Annotated in this window: 15 protein-coding genes; 13 read left to right on the top strand and 2 right to left on the bottom strand. The window is 61.7% G+C overall.

What is annotated here, in order from left to right:
- Positions 1–109 precede the first annotated feature (109 nt).
- The 3 genes from AACW30_RS27080 (at position 110) to AACW30_RS27070 (ending at position 3,375) form a co-directional block, all read left to right on the top strand.
- Positions 110–574: an LTXXQ domain protein gene (locus AACW30_RS27080; protein ID WP_106578411.1), complete on the top strand. Its 465-nt coding sequence runs from the start codon at positions 110–112 to the stop codon at positions 572–574.
- A gap of 67 nt (positions 575–641) precedes the next feature.
- Positions 642–1,985 carry a sensor histidine kinase gene (locus tag AACW30_RS27075; RefSeq protein ID WP_124418349.1) on the top strand — a complete coding sequence of 448 codons (1,344 nt, stop codon included), beginning with the start codon at positions 642–644 and terminating at the stop codon, positions 1,983–1,985.
- A 40-nt stretch (positions 1,986–2,025) separates the two neighbouring features.
- Positions 2,026–3,375: a CoA transferase gene (locus tag AACW30_RS27070; RefSeq protein WP_200623871.1), complete on the top strand. Its 1,350-nt coding sequence runs from the start codon at positions 2,026–2,028 to the stop codon at positions 3,373–3,375.
- A gap of 430 nt (positions 3,376–3,805) precedes the next feature.
- On the opposite strand, the gene AACW30_RS27065 is transcribed toward AACW30_RS27070, so the two are convergent.
- The gene (locus AACW30_RS27065; RefSeq protein WP_200623870.1) at positions 3,806–4,669 is read right to left on the bottom strand and encodes a DNA-3-methyladenine glycosylase family protein; all 864 of its coding nucleotides are present in this window, start codon (positions 4,667–4,669) and stop codon (positions 3,806–3,808) included.
- The gene (gene arcD, locus AACW30_RS27060) at positions 4,666–6,093 is read right to left on the bottom strand and encodes an arginine-ornithine antiporter (protein WP_179609703.1); all 1,428 of its coding nucleotides are present in this window, start codon (positions 6,091–6,093) and stop codon (positions 4,666–4,668) included. The genes AACW30_RS27065 and arcD (AACW30_RS27060) overlap by 4 nt, the downstream gene beginning before the upstream one ends.
- A gap of 445 nt (positions 6,094–6,538) precedes the next feature.
- Here arcD (AACW30_RS27060) and arcD (AACW30_RS27055) point away from each other — a divergent pair, with 445 nt between their 5' ends.
- The 10 genes from arcD (AACW30_RS27055) (at position 6,539) to gcvT (ending at position 19,881) form a co-directional block, all read left to right on the top strand.
- Positions 6,539–7,966 (top strand): arginine-ornithine antiporter, encoded by a 1,428-nt coding sequence (gene arcD / locus AACW30_RS27055; protein ID WP_106578406.1) that lies wholly within the window; start codon positions 6,539–6,541, stop codon positions 7,964–7,966.
- Positions 7,967–7,990: 24 nt separating this feature from the next.
- A complete protein-coding gene (gene arcA, locus AACW30_RS27050; RefSeq protein WP_106578405.1) occupies positions 7,991–9,247 on the top strand; it encodes an arginine deiminase in 1,257 nt (418 codons plus the stop codon).
- Positions 9,248–9,316: 69 nt separating this feature from the next.
- Positions 9,317–10,327 carry an ornithine carbamoyltransferase gene (locus AACW30_RS27045; RefSeq protein WP_071484378.1) on the top strand — a complete coding sequence of 337 codons (1,011 nt, stop codon included), beginning with the start codon at positions 9,317–9,319 and terminating at the stop codon, positions 10,325–10,327.
- A gap of 198 nt (positions 10,328–10,525) precedes the next feature.
- A complete protein-coding gene (gene arcC, locus AACW30_RS27040; protein WP_106578404.1) occupies positions 10,526–11,455 on the top strand; it encodes a carbamate kinase in 930 nt (309 codons plus the stop codon).
- A gap of 18 nt (positions 11,456–11,473) precedes the next feature.
- On the top strand, positions 11,474–11,836 hold the full coding sequence (locus AACW30_RS27035; RefSeq protein ID WP_119737150.1) for a DUF5064 family protein: 363 nt from the start codon (positions 11,474–11,476) through the stop codon (positions 11,834–11,836).
- Positions 11,837–12,020: 184 nt separating this feature from the next.
- Positions 12,021–13,529: a sigma-54-dependent transcriptional regulator gene (locus AACW30_RS27030; protein ID WP_106578402.1), complete on the top strand. Its 1,509-nt coding sequence runs from the start codon at positions 12,021–12,023 to the stop codon at positions 13,527–13,529.
- A gap of 411 nt (positions 13,530–13,940) precedes the next feature.
- Positions 13,941–14,324, top strand: a complete 384-nt coding sequence (gene gcvH / locus AACW30_RS27025; RefSeq protein ID WP_145165334.1) for a glycine cleavage system protein GcvH — start codon at positions 13,941–13,943, stop codon at positions 14,322–14,324.
- A gap of 10 nt (positions 14,325–14,334) precedes the next feature.
- Entirely contained in the window at positions 14,335–17,175 is a 2,841-nt protein-coding gene (gene gcvP / locus AACW30_RS27020; protein WP_200623869.1) for an aminomethyl-transferring glycine dehydrogenase, read from the top strand.
- A 165-nt stretch (positions 17,176–17,340) separates the two neighbouring features.
- Positions 17,341–18,717, top strand: coding sequence for an L-serine ammonia-lyase (locus AACW30_RS27015; RefSeq protein ID WP_106578399.1), 1,377 nt, complete (start codon positions 17,341–17,343; stop codon positions 18,715–18,717).
- A 39-nt stretch (positions 18,718–18,756) separates the two neighbouring features.
- Entirely contained in the window at positions 18,757–19,881 is a 1,125-nt protein-coding gene (gene gcvT, locus AACW30_RS27010) for a glycine cleavage system aminomethyltransferase GcvT (protein ID WP_200623868.1), read from the top strand.
- The last annotated feature ends 342 nt before the right edge of the window (positions 19,882–20,223 follow it).

The raw sequence follows: 20,223 nt of genomic DNA, 5'->3' as shown, positions 1-20,223 counted from the left end.
CCCCAACCCCCTCTTTACCCAAGCTTTACCCACACCTGACCGCCGCTGACCTTGATCTGAGTAACCTACTCACATCCGGACTCACCGGAATAGAGACAGGAGAATCACCATGCGCAAGACCCTTATCGCTTTGATGTTCGCCGCTGCCCTGCCGACCGTTGCCATGGCCGCCGCGCCAGAAGGCCCAGGCCCGATGGGCGGCCCTGAAGGCCACATGATGGGTGGCCCGGGCCACGGCGGTGAACACGGTCCGCGTGGCAAAGGCGGCCCGCTGAGCCAACTCGACCTGAGCCGCGAACAGCGCGAGCAAATCGGCAAGCTGATGGGTGAACAATGGCACGGCCGCAAAGAGATCGTGCGCAAGTACCTGGACAAACTCCCAGCCGCTGACCAGCAAGCCATGAAAAACGAAATGGCCGCCGCCAAGCAAAAAACCCAGGCTGACATCCGCGCCGTGCTCAAGCCCGATCAACAGAAGAAATTCGACGAGATCGTCAAGAAACAAGCCGAACGCCGCGCCGAGTGGAAGGAATTCCAGGCCTGGAAAGCCCAGCAGCCGCAAAAAGCGCAATAATGCTCTAGCTTTACCACCCCAGCCCAGTGGCTCGCGCCGCTGGGCTTTTCCTGCTTGAGGGTTTCCTGTGCGTTCATTGTTCTGGCGCATCCTGGCCAGTTTCTGGCTGGCCATCGCCTTGGTTGCCGGGCTGTCGATCCTGCTTGGGCACATGCTCAACCAGGACGCCTGGATTCTCAGCCGTCATCCCGGCCTCAACAACCTGGCGCAGGAGTGGACGCAACTCTACGAAGCCCAGGGCGAGGACGCCGCTCAGGATTTGCTGCAACAACGCAAACGCCAGTACCACATCGACGTGCAGGTGCTCAATGAAAGCGGCGAGCCGGTGGTGCGCGGTACGTTCCCCCGGCGCGCCGCCGCCTTCGAGGCCCGGCAAAATGACAGCCAGGACGGCCACCTGCCGTGGCGCCGCCTGACCGCCGAGTACACCAGTGAAAAAACCGGCGACACCTACCTGCTGATCTACCGCATCCCGCACCCGGAACTCGACGCCTGGCACCGCAGCAGCCTGCTCTGGCCGCTGAGTGCGTTGGCGATTGCGCTGGTGGTGCTGACCCTGTTCAGCCTGCTGGTGACGCTGTCCATTACCCGCCCGCTCAGCCGTCTGCGCGGCGCGGTGCATGACCTGGGCCAGGCCACCTACCAACAAAACAGCCTGGCGCGCCTGGCCAACCGACGCGATGAATTCGGCGTATTGGCCACCGACTTCAACCGCATGGGCGCGCGCCTGCAAAGCCTGATCGGCAGCCAGCGCCAGTTGCTGCGCGACGTGTCCCACGAACTGCGCTCGCCCCTGGCCCGTTTGCGCATCGCCCTGGCGTTGGCCGAACGCGCAAGCCCTGAAGAACGCGAAAGACTCTGGCCACGCCTGACCCGCGAGTGCGATCGCCTGGAAGCGTTGATCAGCGAAATCCTGGTCTTGGCCCGCGTCGATGCCGACAACGCGAGTGCCGAAGAAGTCGACCTCAACCCACTGCTCAAGAGCCTGCAAAAGGACGCCCAACTCGGCGCTCCCGACCAGGTGGTGCAACTGACCGCCGACCCCGAGCTGGCGCTCAAGGGCTGGCCGACCATGATCGAGCGCGCCGTGGATAACCTGCTGCGCAACGCCCAGCGCTTCAACCCACAGGGTCAACCGATCGAGTTGCACGCCCGGCGCCACGGCGAGCGCATTCTGATCAGCGTGCGCGACCACGGCCCCGGCGTCGAAGCCGAACACCTCAGCCAATTGGGCGAACCGTTTTACCGCGCGCCCGGCCAGGCTGCCCAAGGCCACGGCCTGGGTCTGGCGATTGCCCGGCGCGCAGCGGAACGCCATGGCGGCAGCCTGATCCTGGCCAATCACCCCGACGGAGGTTTCATCGCCAGCATCGACCTGCCGTTGGAACCGGGAGTTGTCACACCGGTGTGAGGATCTTCTATAGTGGCCCTTCTCTAACGGAGGGCCTTTGATGACTGACCTGCTGACTCCCATCCAAGCCGCACTCGATCTACCGCAATCCCCGCTGACTTTCACCGGGGCTGGCGCCCTGCCCTCGACCTTCGCCGTCACCGAACTGGCCAGCGCCAGCATTGGCGCAGCCGGCCAGGCCGTGGCTCACCTTATCCACCAACAGACCGGGCGTTTGCCCAGCGTCAGCGTGGACCGGCGCCTCGCCTCCTTCTGGTTTTCGTCCTCGATTCGCCCCGTGGGTTGGGAAACACCGCCGCTGTGGGACCCGGTGGCCGGCGATTATGCCTGCGCCGATGGCTGGATTCGCCTGCACACCAACGCCCCGCATCACCGCGCCGCCGCCGAACGGGTCTTGGGCAAAGTCAATGACCGCACCGAAATGGCCGCAAAAGTTGCTACGTGGAACGCCGCCGAGCTGGAGCAGGCGATTGTCGATGTCAACGGCTGCGCAGCGCAGATGCGCGCGTGGCAGGCCTGGCAAACCCATCCCCAAGGGTTGGCGGTGAATGCCGAGAAGTTGGTGCAGCGCCAGACCTTCGACACCACCACCGACAAACCCTGGCTTGGCTCGGTCGCGCGCCCGCTGGCGGGCATCAAGGTACTGGACCTGACGCGCGTATTGGCCGGCCCCGTGGCCAGTCGCTTCCTCGCCGGGCTCGGCGCCGACGTGCTGCGCATCGACTCGCCTGACTGGAACGAACCCGGCGTGGTGCCGGAAATGACCTTGGGTAAACGCTGCGCACGTCTGGACTTGAAGAGCCCCGAAGGCCGACAGGTGTTTGAAGCGCTGCTCAAGGACGCCGACATCCTGTTTCACGGTTACCGCGCCGACGCCCTTGAGCAACTGGGCTACACCGCCGCAGAACTGCAGACCCTCGCCCCCGGGCTGATCGACGTGAGCCTCAATGCCTATGGCTGGAGCGGCCCCTGGCGCAATCGCCGCGGCTTCGACAGCCTGGTGCAGATGAGCAGCGGGATTGCCGACGCGGGCATGGCCTGGAAGCAGTCGGATAAACCGGTGCCGCTGCCGGTGCAGGCGCTGGATCACGCCACCGGGTATTTGATGGCAGCCAGCGCGATCCAGGCGCTAAGCGAACGCTTGAAATCCGGGCGTGGCGGCTCGGCGCGATTGTCACTGGCGCGCACGGCGAAGTTGCTGGTGGAAGCCGGACAGGTGCCGCAGCAACCGGCGTTACGGGCCGAAGAGCCGAGTGACCAGGGGTTGGTGGTGGAGCAGACGGCGTGGGGTCAGGCCCATCGGTTGCTGGCACCGGTCACCCTCAGCGGCACGCCGCTGCAGTGGGATTTGCCGGCGGGGGAATTGGGCTCGCACCGGGCTCAGTGGTGACCTGAAGACCGCCTTCGCGGGCAAGCCCGCTCCCACACTTTACCGAGTACATCCTTTGGAGTGCGGTCAACCTGTGGGAGCGGGCTTGCCCGCGAAGACCCTTTACCGAGTACACCCTTTGGAACGCGGTCAACCTGTGGGAGCGGGCTTGCCCGCGAAGACACTTTACCGAGTACATCCTTTGGAACGCGGCCAACCTGTGGGAGCGGGCTCGCCCGCGAAGACGCGTTACCAAGTACATCCTTTGAAATGCGGTCAACCTGTGGGAGCGGGCTTGCCCGCGAAGACGCTTTACCGAATACATCCTTTGGAACGCGGTCAACCTGTGGGAGCGGCCTTGCCCGCAAAGAGACTTTACCGAGTACATCCTTTGAAATGCGGTCAACCTGTGGGAGCGGGCTTGCCCGCGAAGAGGCCCTAACAGACGCCATCAATCCGCCCGTTGCAGCGACGCCCACAAATGCTGCGCCGCATACGCCCTCAACGGCCGCCACGCCTCAGCCCGCACCAATAACTGGCGCGCCGAAACCGGCCCGCCTTCCAATGCCGCCAATGCATTGATCAACCCAACATCCCCCGACGCAAACGCATCCGGCTCACGCATTTGACGCATGGCGATGTACTGCGCGGTCCAGTCACCAATCCCCGGCAAGGCCACCAGCCGGGCCACGCCGTCGTTGAGACTGGCTTTGGGCTCAAACAACTGCGGGTCATCCAGCAACGCCTGAGCCACACCGGACATCGTGCGGCCCCGCGCTTTGGGCATGCCCAACGTCGCCAGATCCGCCTGCGCCAACACCTGCGGCGTCGGGAACAGATGGGTGATACCCGCGTGTGGGGTTGCCAGTGGCTGGCCATACTGCGCGACCAGCTTGCCCGCCAGGCGAATGGCTGCCACCACCGTGATCTGCTGGCCCAATACTGCGCGAATCGCCAGTTCCAGACCGTCCCACGCGCCCGGCACGCGAAGGCCCGGACGCGCCGCCACCAGTTGCGCCATCAACGGGTCGGCGGCCAATTGCGCGTTGATCAACCCGGGCTGGGCGTCCAGGTCGAACATGGCTCTCAAACGCCGCTCGACCTCAGCAAGCGCCGCCGCGTCAGAAACCTCGACGCCTAATTCCAACCAATCGCCCGCGCCCGACTCAACGCTGATCCAGCCGTGGCAACCGTTAACATGGATGCTGCGCCGATACACACCCGCCTCGACACTTTCCAGCCCAGTGATCGCACGCAGGGACAAAAAGCCCAGCATCGCCGCCCAGTCATAGGGTGGCTGATACGCGAGTCTCACAACGACAATACCCCGCCATACAAGCCATATGCCGCCAACCCCGCGCCGGCGACAACGCAGCTGAAAATGCCTTTTTCCACAGGGGTGAACAAGGGCTGGCCCTGCTCGCGCTTGGCCAGGGCGAACAGAATCACACCGGGCGCATACAGCAGCGCCGACAGCAGCAGGTATTTCAAGCCGCCGGCATAAAGCAGCCACACGGCATACGCCAGGGCAATCAGGCCCACCAGCAAATCTTGCATGCGCTGGCGGCGGGCGCCTTCGTAGGTTTCGCCACGCGCACTCAACAGCACCGCATAGGCCGCCGACCACAGGTACGGCACCAGAATCATCGAAGACGCCAGGTAGATCAGTGTGGTGTAGGTGCTGTGGGAAAACAGCGTGATCACCAGAAAGATCTGGATCATCACATTGGTCAGCCACAGCGCGTTGACCGGCACCTGGTTGGCGTTTTCCTTTTTCAGGAAGGCCGGCATGGTCTTGTCATGGGCAGTGGCATACAGAATTTCCGCGCACAGCAGCGCCCAGGACAGCAAGGCGCCAAGCAAGGACACGGCCAGGCCAATGCTGATCGCCATCGCGCCCCAAGGGCCGACGATATGTTCCAGCACGCCCGCCAGGGACGGGTTTTGCAGCTGCGCCAATTCCGGCTGGCTCATGATTCCCAAGGACAACACATTCACCAGCACCAGCAGCGCCAGGACCCCAAGAAACCCGATCACCGTGGCCCGGCCGACGTCCGAACGCTTCTCGGCCCGCGCCGAATACACGCTGGCGCCTTCGATGCCGATGAACACAAACACGGTGACCAGCATCATGTTGCGCACTTGATCAACCACGCTGCCGACTTGCGGGTTGCCCAGGCCCCATATGTCACGGGTGAAGATATCCGCCTTGAACGCCACACCGGCGATCACGATAAACATCAGCAGCGGCACGATCTTCGCCACGGTGGTGATCTGGTTGATGAACGCTGCCTCCTTGATCCCGCGCATCACCAGAAAATGCACGGCCCACAACAACAGCGAGGCGCAGGCGATGGCGATCGGCGTGTTGCCCTGGCCGAACACCGGGAAAAAGTAGCCGAGGGTGCTGAACAGCAACACGAAGTAACCGACATTGCCCATCCAGGCGCTGATCCAGTAACCCCAGGCCGACGAAAACCCCATGTAGTCGCCAAAACCGGCCTTGGCGTAGGCATACACCCCGGAGTCCAGTTCGGGCTTGCGGTTGGCCAGGGTCTGAAACACGAAGGCCAACGTCAGCATGCCCACGGCGGTGATCGCCCAGCCGATCAATATGGCGCCCACCTCAGCGCGTGCAGCCATGTTCTGCGGCAAGGAAAAAATCCCCCCGCCAATCATTGAGCCCACCACCAGGGCGATCAGCGCACTGAGTTTGAGTTTTTGGGCCGGTTGCGACATGGACACTCCTGAATAACTAACAATTGAGCTGACGACCGTGCACTCAACTAATTAGTTCAGCGAGTGTAGCGTTTATTAAAGACAGCGATAAAACCGTCAAGCTCATAACGTAATGGCATGACAGTTTATATAGTTTAGGTTTATTTAGAATTTAAATAGGCAGGCACTTTGCCAGCTTCCGGCTATTTGGCAGCCCGTCCCGAAAAAGTTTGCACATTCAGCAAAAGGGGCTAGCTTCAAAAGTCCACATAAACGCACTAAATGATTAATCACAACGCAGAGCCGCTCTGGGACGCGACTTTGCGAGGAACACTATTGCCCAGGGTTATTACCCCTAAGTCATTAATTCACAATGGAATGTGCCAATGAAGTGATCTGAGTCAGCTGTTTGATTAGCGCACGGAATTATTCTGTGGTCTCACTTCTCCTGCATTGGAGTCACGCAATGTCTGAATCTCCCGGAAAACTTCGATTAGGCGCGCTGGTTGCGCTGGTCGTGGGCTCAATGATTGGTGGCGGGATCTTCTCACTGCCGCAAAACATGGCCGCCAGCGCCGATGTGGGTGCGGTGTTGATTGGTTGGGTGATTACCGCCATCGGCATGCTGACCCTCGCCTTCGTGTTCCAGACCCTGGCCAACCGCAAACCCGACCTCGACGGCGGCGTGTACGCCTACGCCAAGGCCGGTTTCGGCGACTACATGGGCTTCTCGTCAGCCTGGGGTTACTGGATCAGCGCCTGGCTGGGCAACGTCGGTTACTTCGTGTTGCTGTTCAGCACCCTCGGTTATTTCTTTCCGATCTTTGGCGAAGGCAACACCCCGGCAGCGGTGATTGGCGCGTCGGTGTTGCTGTGGGCCGTGCACTTTCTGGTCCTGCGCGGGATCAAGGAAGCGGCGTTCATCAACCTGGTGACCACCGTCGCCAAGGTCGTGCCGCTGGTGCTGTTCGTGTTGATCGCACTGTTCGCGTTCAAGCTGGACATCTTCACCGCTGACATCTGGGGCGTTAAAAACCCGGACCTGGGCAGTGTGATGAACCAGGTGCGCAACATGATGCTGGTCACCGTGTGGGTGTTCATCGGCATCGAAGGCGCGAGCATCTTCTCGTCGCGGGCGGAAAAACGCAGCGACGTGGGCAAGGCCACGGTGATTGGCTTTATCACCGTGCTGCTGTTCCTGATGCTGGTGAACGTGCTGTCTTTGGGGATCATGACCCAGCCGGAACTGGCCAAGTTGCAGAACCCGTCGATGGCCGCCGTGCTGGAGCATGTGGTCGGTCACTGGGGCGCGGTGCTGATCAGCGTCGGCTTGATCATTTCCTTGCTGGGCGCGCTGCTGTCGTGGGTGCTGCTGTGTGCGGAGATCATGTTCGCCGCCGCCAAGGACCACACCATGCCGGAGTTCCTGCGTAAGGAGAACGCCAACCACGTGCCGGCCAACGCCCTGTGGCTGACCAACGCCATGGTGCAGATTTTCCTGGTGATCACGCTGTTTTCCGCCAGCACCTACCTGTCGCTGATCTACCTCGCCACCTCGATGATTCTGGTGCCTTACCTGTGGTCGGCCGCTTACGCGTTGCTGCTGGCGGTGCGCGGCGAGACCTACGAAAACGCCCTGCGCGAACGCAAGAAAGACCTGTTCATCGGCGCCATCGCGTTGATCTACGCGGTCTGGCTGCTCTACGCCGGCGGCGTGAAATACCTGCTGCTGTCCGCCCTGCTGTATGCACCTGGCGTAATCCTGTTCGCCAAAGCCAAGCATGAATTGGGCAAACCGATTTTCACCAACGTCGAGAAGCTGATTTTCGCCGCCGTCGTCATTGGCGCCCTGGTGGCTGCCTATGGCCTCTACGACGGCTTCTTGACTCTGTAAGTGTTTTCTACTGGAGGATCTGTAATGACCACGGAAAAAGTGAAGTACGGCGTACATTCCGAAGCCGGCAAACTGCGCAAAGTCATGGTGTGCTCCCCAGGTTTGGCCCACCAGCGGCTGACCCCCAACAACTGCGATGAACTGCTGTTCGATGACGTGCTGTGGGTGGCCCAGGCCAAGCGCGACCACTTCGACTTCGTCACCAAGATGCGCGAGCGGGATATCGATGTGCTGGAAATGCACAACCTGCTGACCGACATCGTTGCCATCCCCGAAGCGCTGGACTGGATTCTGGAACGCAAGATCACCCCAAACACCGTGGGCCTTGGCCTGGTCGATGAAGTCAGTTCCTGGCTGCGCAGCCTTGAGCCGCGCAAAATCAGCGAGTTCCTGATCGGTGGCGTGTCGGCCGAGGACCTGCCGAGCAGCTTCGGTGGCAAGACCATCGAGATGTTCCGCGACTTCCTCGGCCACGCAAGCTTCATTCTGCCGCCGCTGCCCAACACCCAGTTCACCCGCGACACCACCTGCTGGATCTACGGCGGCGTGACGCTGAACCCGATGTACTGGCCGGCGCGACGCCAGGAAACCCTGCTGGCCTCGGCCATCTACAAATTCCACCCCGAGTTCACCAACGCAGACTTCCAGATCTGGTACGGCGACCCCGACCAGGAACACGGTGCCGCCACGCTGGAAGGCGGCGACGTCATGCCGATTGGCAATGGCGTGGTGTTGATCGGCATGGGCGAGCGCTCTTCTCACCAGGCCATTGGCCAACTGGCGCGCAACCTGTTCAAAAACAAAGCCGTGGAACGCGTGATCGTTGCCGGCCTGCCCAAATCCCGCGCGGCGATGCACCTGGACACCGTGTTCAGCTTCTGCGACCGCGACCTGGTCACCGTCTTCCCGGAAGTGGTCAACCAGATCATCCCCTTCACCCTGCGCCCGGATGAAAGCAAGCCACACGGCATCGATATCCAGCGGGAGAAAACCAACTTCCTCGAAACCGTGGCCGCAGCACTCAACCTCAAGGCGCTGCGCGTGGTCGAGACCGGCGGCAACAGCTTCGCCGCCGAGCGCGAGCAGTGGGACGACGGCAACAACGTGGTGGCCGTGGAGCCTGGCGTGGTGATCGGCTACGACCGCAACACCTACACCAACACCCTGCTGCGCAAGGCCGGCGTGGAAGTCATCACCATCAGCGCCGGTGAACTCGGTCGCGGCCGTGGCGGCGGCCACTGCATGACCTGCCCGATCATCCGCGACCCAATCGACTACTAACTTTTAAACCTTGGCCGCCGCTCATGAGGCGCCGGCCAAGGGGATAACCTAAACAGAAGGAGATCCACCATGGCTTTTAATATGCGCAACCGCAGCCTGCTCTCGCTGATGCACCACACCACCCGCGAGCTGCACTACCTGCTGGACCTGTCCCGCGACCTCAAGCGCGCCAAATACACCGGCACCGAGCGTCCACACCTGAAGGGCAAAAACATCGCGTTGATCTTCGAAAAAACCTCGACCCGCACCCGTTGCGCGTTCGAAGTGGCGGCCCACGACCAGGGCGCCCACGTCACCTACATCGACCCGGTGTCGTCGCAGATCGGCCACAAAGAAAGCATGAAAGACACCGCCCGCGTCCTGGGCCGCATGTTCGATGCCATCGAGTACCGTGGCTTTGAACAGGAAATCGTCGAAGAGCTGGCCAAGTTCGCCGGCGTGCCGGTGTTCAACGGCCTCACCGCCGAATTCCACCCGACGCAAATGATCGCCGACACCCTGACCATGCGCGAACACAGCGACAAGCCGCTGCATGACATCAGCTACGCCTACCTCGGCGATGCGCGTTACAACATGGGCAATTCGCTGCTGATGATCGGCGCCAAGCTGGGCATGGACGTGCGCATCGGCGCGCCGAAAGCCCTGTGGCCACACGAGGATTTCATCAAGCAGTGCCAAGCGTTTGCCGAAGAGAGCGGCGCGCGCATCACCATCACTGAAGACCCGAAAGAGGCGGTCAAAGGCGTGGACTTCATCCACACCGATATCTGGGTGTCGATGGGCGAGCCGGTGGAAGCGTGGGACGAGCGTATCGAGCAACTGCTGCCGTACCAGGTCAACGCCAAAATGATGAAGGCCTCGGGCAACCCACGCGTGAAGTTCATGCACTGCCTGCCGGCGTTTCATAACAGCGAAACCAAGGTGGGCAAGGACATAGCCGCGCGTTACCCGAACCTGGCCAATGGTGTGGAAGTGACCGAAGAGGTGTTCGAGTCGCCGGCCAACATCGCCTTTGAGCAAGCGGAAAACCGCATGCACACCATCAAGGCGATTCTGGTGTCGGCGCTGGCGGATATCTAACCCAACACCGCTCCCACTGTTGGAACGCAGTCAATGTGGGAGTGCTTCTGTGGGAGCTGGCTTGCCTGCGATGCAGACGCCTCGTTATTTCAGATGTACCGAGGTGATGCCATCGCGGGCAAGCCCGGCTCCCACATAAGCCCTCTCCCACATTGGGTCCTGTGTTCGCAACCTAGAACTTTCAGAAGGACATTCTTTATGCGTATCGTCGTTGCACTGGGCGGTAACGCCCTGCTCCGCCGTGGTGAACCCATGACCGCGGATAACCAACGCGCCAACATCCGAATCGCCACCGAACAGATCGCCAAGATCCACCCCGGCAACGAGTTGGTGATCGCCCACGGCAATGGCCCGCAAGTCGGCCTGCTGTCGTTGCAGGCGGCGGCCTATACCAGCGTGTCGCCCTACCCGCTGGACGTGCTGGGCGCCGAAACCGAAGGCATGATCGGCTACATCATCGAACAGGAATTGGGCAACCTGCTGGACTTCGAAGTGCCGTTCGCAACCTTGCTGACCCAGGTGGAAGTGGACGCCAACGACCCGGCCTTCAAAAACCCGACCAAACCCATCGGCCCGGTATACGCCAAAGCCGAAGCCGAGAAACTCGCCGCCGAAAAAGGCTGGGCCATCGCCCCGGACGGCGATAAGTATCGTCGTGTGGTTGCCAGCCCACGCCCCAAACGCATCTTTGAAATCCGCCCGATCAAGTGGCTGCTGGAAAAAAGCGCCATCGTGATCTGCGCCGGTGGCGGCGGCATCCCGACCATGTACGGCGAGGACGGCAAGCTGCGCGGCATTGAAGCGGTGATCGACAAAGACCTGTGCTCATCCCTGCTTGCCGCGCAACTGGACGCCGATTTGCTGGTGATCGCCACCGACGTTAATGCGGCGTTTATCGACTTCGGCAAGCCGACCCAGAAAGCCATCGGCCAGGCCCACCCCGACGACATGGAAAAACTCGGCTTCGCCGCCGGCTCCATGGGCCCCAAGGTACAAGCCGCCTGCGAGTTCGCCCGCCAGACTGGAAAAACCGCCGTCATCGGTTCACTCTCGGACATCGAAGCCATCGTCCAGGGCAGTGCCGGTACACGCATCAGCACGGCAAAACCTGGCATCACCTATCTGTGAAGTAAAGGAGATACGCCTATGGCCACCTTTGAACCCGGTCACTTGCACGTCGAACGTCACGCGCTCAACAAGGATGACTACAGCTACAACCTGTGCATCGACTACGAGGTCAGCCAGGACCCAAAGGAAGGCAAGGGAATGCTCTTCAAGCTGCACGGTTCGGTGCAGGGCAAGGACCTCAAGGAGGAATTCTTTTTGCCCAAGGACCAGGCCTTTGATTTTGCGCGCCATGCGATGAACATCGCGCAGAAATATGGCATGCCCAAGATCGCGACGCTTAACGGCCAGATGCACAAGCAGTACGACTTGATGTTTGAGGACGTACGGCATCAGCTGGATGTGAAGCCCGGGGATCCGGTCAAGCCCGAGCACTTGGGATAACACGTTCGCACTGACACAACACCCTCCATGTGGGAGCGGGCTTGCTCGCGAATGCGGTCTTTCAGTCAATGAATCAAGCGACTGGCACACCGCATTCGCGAGCAAGCCCGCTCCCACATTTTGATCTCCCTCAGCGCCAAGGCATACTTGCCGCCTCACGCTCCCCAGAATCGTTAACCGCCCCATGCGTATCCACGTCAGCTTCATCGACCGCGTCGGCATTACCCAGGAAGTCCTGGCCCTGCTCGGTGGGCGCAATCTCAACCTGGATGCGGTGGAGATGGTGCCGCCCAACGTCTACATCGATGCGCCCACGCTCAGCGCCGAGGTACTCGAAGAACTGCGCGACGCGCTGTTCAGCGTGCACGGTGTACAGGCAGTCACGGTGGTGGATATCCTTCCCGGCCAACGCCGCCACCTGCAACTCGACGCCCTGCTGGCCGCCATGACCGACCCGGTGCTGGCGCTGGACAGTGCCGGCAAGATCCTGCTGGCCAACCCGGCGCTGATCGCCCTGTACGGCCGCGAGCCGGCGGGGGAAAGCATCAGCGAGCTGTTCAACGACGCGGCGCTGCTGGAGACCTTGCTGGAACACGGCTTTCGCCTGCCGCTGCGCGAAATCAGCGTCAACGGCCAGACCTTTTTGCTGGACGCCACGCCGATCACCGACGCCGGCGCCCTGCTGACGCTGTACCAGCCCAACCGCATCGGCGAGCAACTGTCGGCGCTGCACCATGACCATGCCGAAGGCTTTGATGCGTTGTTGGGCGAGTCACCGGTGATCCGCACCCTCAAGGCGCGTGCGCAGCGCGTCGCCGCACTCGATGCGCCGCTGTTGATCCAAGGCGAAACCGGCACCGGCAAAGAGCTGGTCGCGCGGGCCTGTCACGCCATCAGCGCGCGCCACAGTGCGCCGTTTCTGGCCTTGAACTGCGCGGCGCTGCCGGAAAACCTCGCCGAGAGTGAACTGTTCGGCTACGCCCCCGGCGCCTTTACCGGCGCGCAGCGCGGCGGCAAGCCGGGGCTGATGGAGCTGGCCAACCAAGGCACGGTGTTTCTGGATGAAATCGGCGAGATGTCACCGTACCTGCAGGCCAAGCTGCTGCGTTTTCTCAACGACGGCAGCTTCCGGCGCGTCGGCGGCGACCGCGAAGTAAAGGTCAATGTGCGCATCCTCAGCGCCACCCACCGCGACCTGGAAAAGATGGTCAGCGAAGGCACCTTTCGTGAAGACCTGTTCTACCGCCTCAATGTGCTCAACGTCGAAGTGCCGCCGTTGCGCGAGCGCGGCCAGGACATCTTGCTGCTCGCCCGCTACTTCATGCAGCAGGCCTGCGCGCAGATCCAGCGCCCGGTGTGCCGCCTGGCGCCGGGCACCTATCCGGCGCTGTTGGGAAACCGCTGGCCGGGCAACGTTCGGCAGCTGCAAAACGTGATCTTCCGCGCCGCCGCGATTTGCGAAAGCAGTTTGGTGGACATCGGCGACCTGGACATCGCCGGCACGTCGGTGGCGCGCCAAAGCGACGGTGAAGTCGACAGCCTCGAACAAGCAGTGGAAGACTTCGAGCGCAGCCTGCTGGAAAAGCTCTACGCCAGTTACCCCTCGACCCGCCAACTGGCGAGCCGCCTGCAGACTTCGCACACCGCGATTGCCCACCGCCTGCGCAAGTACGGCATCCCAAACAAGCCCTGACTGAGTAAACACGGTTCAAATGTGGGAGCTGGCTTGCCTGCGATAGCGGTGGGTCAGCCAACGCCTAAGTGACTGATAGACCGCTATCGCAGGCAAGCCAGCTCCCACAGGGATTGCATGACTCACCCAATTGGGTCTGAGAACGACATCCAGTGTACTGAAAGCGCTACAGCGTAACGATATCGCTACAACCCTGTTTTTTGCGCGCCATGCAAGGCTTTGATCCACATAGGCTTTTTTTCAGCGGCCCAGCTGTAGCGAAATCGCTACAGGCCAATCTTTCCAACTCCTCACCGATTTTATTAAGCCGTTGATTTATAATGAATTAATAACATTGGCCGCGATATTGCTAAGTAACTCCTCATTATTCCAATCCCGTCCACCAGACGAATCTGGCCCCGAGGAGTTTCCATGAGCGAGTTGCGTTTCACTGAAGATCACGAATGGCTGCGCGCCGAAGCCGATGGCAGCGTCACCGTGGGCATCACCGCTTTCGCGCAAAATGCGCTGGGTGATGTGGTTTTCGTGCAACTGCCGGAGTTGCAGGCCTACGCCAAGGGCGCAGAAGCCTCCACCGTTGAGTCGGTCAAGGCAGCGAGCGGCGTGTACATGCCGCTGGACGGCGAAGTCCTCGACGTAAACGACAAACTCAGCGACAGCCCGGAACTGGTCAACGAAGACCCGATGGGCGAAGGCTGGTTCTTCCGCTTTAAACCCGCCGATGCCGACGCAGTGGCTAAGCTGTTGGATCAGGATGCGTACGACCGCCTGATCAAAGCCAACGCCCAAGCCTGAGGAGCGCGCCATGACGATCAATCTCAGCACCGCCAACGAATTCATCGCCCGTCATATCGGCCCACGCCAGGAAGACGAGCAGCAAATGCTCGCAAAGCTGGGCTTTGACTCTCTCGAAGCTCTGAGCGCCAGCGTGATCCCGGAAAGCATCAAGGGCACCAGCGTGCTCGGCCTGGAAGACGGCTTGAGCGAAGCTCAGGCCCTGGCCAAGATCAAGGCCATCGCCAGCCAGAACCAACTGTTCAAGACCTACATCGGCCAGGGCTACTACAACTGCCACACGCCGTCGCCGATCCTGCGCAACCTGCTGGAAAACCCGGCCTGGTACACCGCCTACACCCCGTACCAACCCGAGATTTCCCAAGGCCGCCTGGAAGCGCTGCTGAACTTCCAGACCCTGATCAGCGACCTCACCGGCCTGCCGATCGCCAACGCGTCCTTGCTCGACGAAGCCACCGCCGCCGCCGAAGCCATGACCTTCTGCAAGCGCCTGAGCAAGAACAAGGGCAGCAACGCCTTCTTCGCCTCGATCCACAGCCACCCGCAAACCCTCGACGTGCTGCGCACCCGTGCCGAGCCGCTGGGTATCGACGTGGTCGTGGGCGACGAGCGTGAACTGACCGACGTCAGCGCATTCTTCGGCGCCCTGCTGCAATACCCGGCCAGCAACGGTGACGTGTTTGATTACCGTGAACTGACCGAACGTTTCCACGCTGCCAATGCCCTGGTCGCGGTCGCCGCCGACCTGCTGGCCCTGACCCTGCTGACCCCGCCGGGTGAGTTCGGCGCCGACGTGGCCATCGGCAGCGCGCAACGCTTCGGCGTGCCGCTGGGCTTTGGTGGCCCGCACGCGGCGTATTTCTCCACCAAGGATGCGTTCAAGCGCGACATGCCGGGCCGTCTGGTCGGCGTTTCCGTTGACCGTTTCGGCAAGCCGGCCCTGCGCCTGGCCATGCAGACCCGCGAGCAACATATCCGCCGCGAGAAGGCCACGAGCAACATCTGTACCGCGCAAGTGCTGCTCGCCAACATCGCCAGCATGTACGCCGTGTACCACGGCCCCAAAGGTCTGACCCAGATCGCCAACCGCATTCATCACCTGACCGCGATTCTCGCCAAAGGCCTGAGCGCGCTGGGCCTGAAGGTTGAGCAAACACACTTCTTCGACACCCTGACCCTCAACACCGGCGCCAACACCGCGGCCCTGCACGACAAGGCGCGCGCCCAGCGCATCAACCTGCGTGTGGTGGATGCTGAGCGCCTGGGCCTGTCGGTTGACGAAACCACCACCCAGGCGGATATCGAAGCCTTGTGGTCGATCTTCGCGGACGGCAAAGCCCTGCCGGAATTCGACGCCAACGTTCAAAGCACCCTGCCGGCCGCGCTGCTGCGCCAGTCGCCGATCCTCAGCCACCCGGTGTTCAACCGTTATCACTCCGAAACCGAGCTGATGCGCTACCTGCGCAAGCTGGCCGACAAGGACCTGGCGCTGGACCGCACCATGATCCCGCTGGGCTCGTGCACCATGAAGCTCAACGCCGCCAGCGAAATGATCCCGGTGACCTGGGCCGAGTTCGGTGCCCTGCACCCCTTCGCCCCGGCCGAGCAAAGCGCTGGCTACCTGCAACTGACGTCCGAGCTGGAAGCCATGCTGTGCGCGGCCACCGGTTACGACGCCATCTCGCTGCAGCCGAACGCCGGTTCCCAGGGCGAGTACGCCGGCCTGCTGGCGATTCGTGCCTATCACCAGAGCCGTGGCGAAGCGCGCCGCGACATCTGCCTGATCCCGTCGTCGGCCCACGGCACCAACCCCGCGACCGCCAACATGGCCGGTATGCGCGTGGTCGTGACCGCCTGCGATGCACGCGGTAACGTCGACATCGAAGACCTGCGCGCCAAGGCCATCGAGCACCGCGAGCACCTCGCCGCGCTGATGATCACCTACCCGTCCACCCACGGCGTGTTCGAAGAAGGCATCCGCGAAATCTGCGCGATCATTCACGACAACGGCGGCCAGGTGTACATCGACGGCGCCAACATGAACGCCATGGTCGGCCTGTGCGCACCGGGCAAGTTCGGCGGCGACGTGTCCCACCTGAACCTGCACAAAACCTTCTGCATCCCGCACGGCGGTGGCGGCCCGGGTGTTGGCCCGATTGGCGTCAAATCGCACCTGACCCCGTTCCTGCCTGGCCACGCGGCCATGGAACGCAAGGAAGGCGCGGTGTGCGCGGCGCCATTTGGCAGCGCGAGCATCCTGCCGATCACCTGGATGTACATCAGCATGATGGGCGGCGCGGGCCTCAAGCGCGCGTCCCAACTGGCGATCCTGAATGCCAACTACATTTCCCGTCGTCTCGAAGAGCACTATCCGGTGCTCTACACCGGCAGTAATGGCCTGGTGGCGCACGAGTGCATCCTGGACCTGCGCCCGTTGAAAGACAGCAGCGGTATCAGCGTGGACGACGTGGCCAAGCGCCTGATCGATTTTGGTTTCCATGCGCCGACCATGTCGTTCCCGGTGGCCGGCACGTTGATGATCGAGCCGACCGAAAGTGAATCCAAGGAAGAACTGGACCGCTTCTGTGACGCGATGATTGCCATCCGCGAAGAAATCCGCGCGGTGGAAAACGGCACGCTGGACAAGGACGACAACCCGCTGAAAAACGCGCCGCACACTGCCGCTGAAATCGTCGGCGAATGGAGCCACCCGTACAGCCGTGAACAAGCGGTGTACCCGGTTGCGTCGTTGATTGAGGGCAAGTACTGGCCGCCGGTTGGCCGGGTCGACAACGTGTTTGGCGACCGCAATCTGGTGTGTGCGTGCCCGTCGATCGAAAGCTACGCCTGATCTGACTGGAGGAACACGGTCAAAAATGTGGGAGCGGGCTTGCTCGCGAATGCGGTGTACCAGTTGATACATCTGGTGACTGAACCAACGCATTCGCGAGCAAGCCCGCTCCCACATTTGAACCGAGCCAGTCTTCAAAAAATAATAAGAAACCGGAGAACAACCATGTCCCTTAGCGTGTTCGACCTGTTCAAGATTGGCATCGGCCCCTCCAGTTCCCACACCGTTGGCCCGATGCGCGCCGCCGCCCGCTTCGTCGAGGGCCTCAAGCGCGACAACCTGTTGAGCGCCACCACCGGCATCAAGGTGGAACTCTATGGCTCGCTGGGCGCCACCGGCAAAGGCCATGGCAGCGACAAGGCCGTGTTGCTGGGCCTGGAAGGCGAACACCCGGACACCGTGAACACTGAAACCGTGGCTGCACGCCTGGCGCAGATGCGCAGCGACGGCCGCTTGAACCTGCTCGGTGAACACAGCATTGCGTTCAACGAGAAAGAACATTTGGCGATGATTCGCAAACCCCTCGCCTACCATCCCAACGGCATGATTTTTCGGGCCTTCGACGCCGCCGGCATCCAGATCCGCAGCCGCGAGTACTACTCGGTCGGTGGCGGGTTCGTGGTGGACGAAGACGCGGCCGGCGCCGACCGGATTGTCGAAGACACCACGCCGCTGACCTTCCCCTTCAAACACGCCAAGGACTTGCTTGGGCATTGCGCCACCTATGGGCTGTCGATCAGCCAGGTGATGCTGACCAATGAAAGTGCCTGGCGCCCGGAAGCGGAAACCCGCGCTGGCTTGCTGAACATCTGGCAGGTCATGCAGGACTGTGTGGATGCGGGTTGTCGCAATGAAGGCATCTTGCCCGGCGGTTTGAAGGTCAAGCGCCGCGCTGCCGCGTTGCATCGACAGCTGTGCAAGAACCCCGAGTCGGCGCTGCGCGACCCGTTGTCGGTGCTCGACTGGGTCAACCTGTACGCGCTGGCGGTCAACGAAGAAAACGCCAACGGCGGCCGCGTGGTCACGGCGCCCACCAACGGCGCGGCCGGGATTGTGCCGGCGGTTTTGCATTACTACATGCGCTTTATCCCCGGCGCCAATGAAGACGGCGTGGTGCGCTTTCTGCTCACCGCCGCCGCCATCGGGATTTTGTACAAGGAAAACGCCTCGATCTCTGGCGCCGAAGTCGGCTGCCAGGGCGAGGTCGGCGTGGCCTGTTCGATGGCAGCCGGCGCACTGTGTGAAGTGCTGGGCGGCAGCGTGTCTCAAGTGGAGAACGCCGCCGAGATCGGCATGGAACACAACCTCGGCCTGACCTGCGACCCGATTGGCGGGTTGGTGCAGGTGCCGTGCATCGAGCGCAATGCGATGGGCTCGGTCAAGGCGATCAATGCGGTGCGCATGGCCTTGCGCGGTGACGGGCAGCATTTCGTCTCGCTGGATAAAGTCATCCGCACCATGCGCCAGACCGGCGCCGACATGAAAAGCAAATACAAGGAAACCGCCCGTGGCGGTTTGGCGGTCAACATTATCGAGTGCTGACGCCTAACAGCGCGTCCGCACGTTTTTCAGGAGCTGAATATGTCCACCCAAACCCTGTTGAAAACTCCACTGCATGCGCTGCACCTTGAGCTGGGCGCGCGCATGGTGCCCTTCGCCGGCTACGACATGCCGGTGCAATACCCACTGGGCGTGATGAAGGAACACCTGCACACCCGTGAACAGGCCGGGTTGTTTGACGTGTCGCACATGGGCCAGATCCGCCTGACCGGCGCGAATGCCGCCAAGGCCCTGGAAACCCTCGTGCCTGTCGACATCATCGACCTGCCGATGGGCATGCAGCGCTACGCGATGTTCACCAACGATCAGGGCGGCATTCTTGACGACCTGATGGTGGCCAACCTGGGTAACGACGAACTGTTCCTGGTGGTCAACGCCGCTTGCAAGGACCAGGACCTGGCGCACCTGCGCCAACACATTGGCGAGCAGTGCACGATCGAGCCGCTGTTTGAAGAGCGCGCCCTGCTGGCCCTGCAAGGCCCGGCGGCGGTGAAGGTACTGGCGCGCCTGGCGCCGGAAGTGACCAAGATGACTTTCATGCAGTTCGCCACCCTGCGCCTGCTGGGTGTGGACTGCTATGTCAGCCGTTCCGGCTACACCGGCGAAGACGGGTTTGAAATCTCCGTGCCCGCCGCCAACGCCGAGAGCCTGGCGCGCAGCCTGCTGGCCGAGACCGAAGTGCAGGCCATCGGCCTGGGCGCCCGTGACTCGCTGCGCCTGGAAGCCGGTCTGTGCCTCTACGGCCACGACATGAACACCGACACCACGCCGATTGAGGCCAGCCTGTTGTGGGCCATCTCCAAGGCTCGCCGTGCCGATGGCGCGCGTGCCGGTGGCTTCCCTGGCGCCGACCGCATTTTCACCCAGCAACAAGCCGGTGTGAGCCGCAAGCGGGTCGGCCTGTTGCCACAGGAACGTACCCCGGTGCGTGAAGGTGCCGAGATCGTCGATGCGCAGGGCACCGTGATCGGCAGCGTGTGCAGCGGCGGCTTTGGCCCGACCTTGGGCGGCCCGCTGGCCATGGGTTACCTGGACAGCGCATTCATTGCACTGGACACCGAAGTGTCTGCGTTGGTACGTGGGAAAAAGGTGCCATTACGTGTAAGTAAAATGCCATTCGTGCCACAACGTTACTTCCGTGGCTGATTGACTGTTCCTATAAGTAACGCGGTTGCGTTAACGTGCACTAAAGTGTAACGCAACCGCCATAAAACAGTGCATTGACGATAGTCAATGTAATAGCGGACAACCTATAACAAGTGATCAACTCTATCGAATAAGTGGGATCCACATTACCCATCAAACAGTCACGAAGCCAAGCAAACGCTGGGCTTTTGGCGGGGCTTGTTTTTTCTCTGTTAGTTGGCGTAGAGTTTGCCCACTGTGTTTGCATGGGTCGCTTTGAACCTGGACCTGGGCAGTAGCCAAAGTTTGCTACAACCCGTTCGACGTCTCTTACTTTCCTGCAACTCAGCCCAGTACTCTTTC

Source organism: Pseudomonas sp. MF6747, from assembly GCF_963890955.1.
Classification (GTDB): domain Bacteria; phylum Pseudomonadota; class Gammaproteobacteria; order Pseudomonadales; family Pseudomonadaceae; genus Aquipseudomonas.
Note: the sequence above shows the minus strand (reverse complement) of the source record. Positions and strands in the feature narration are given on the sequence as shown.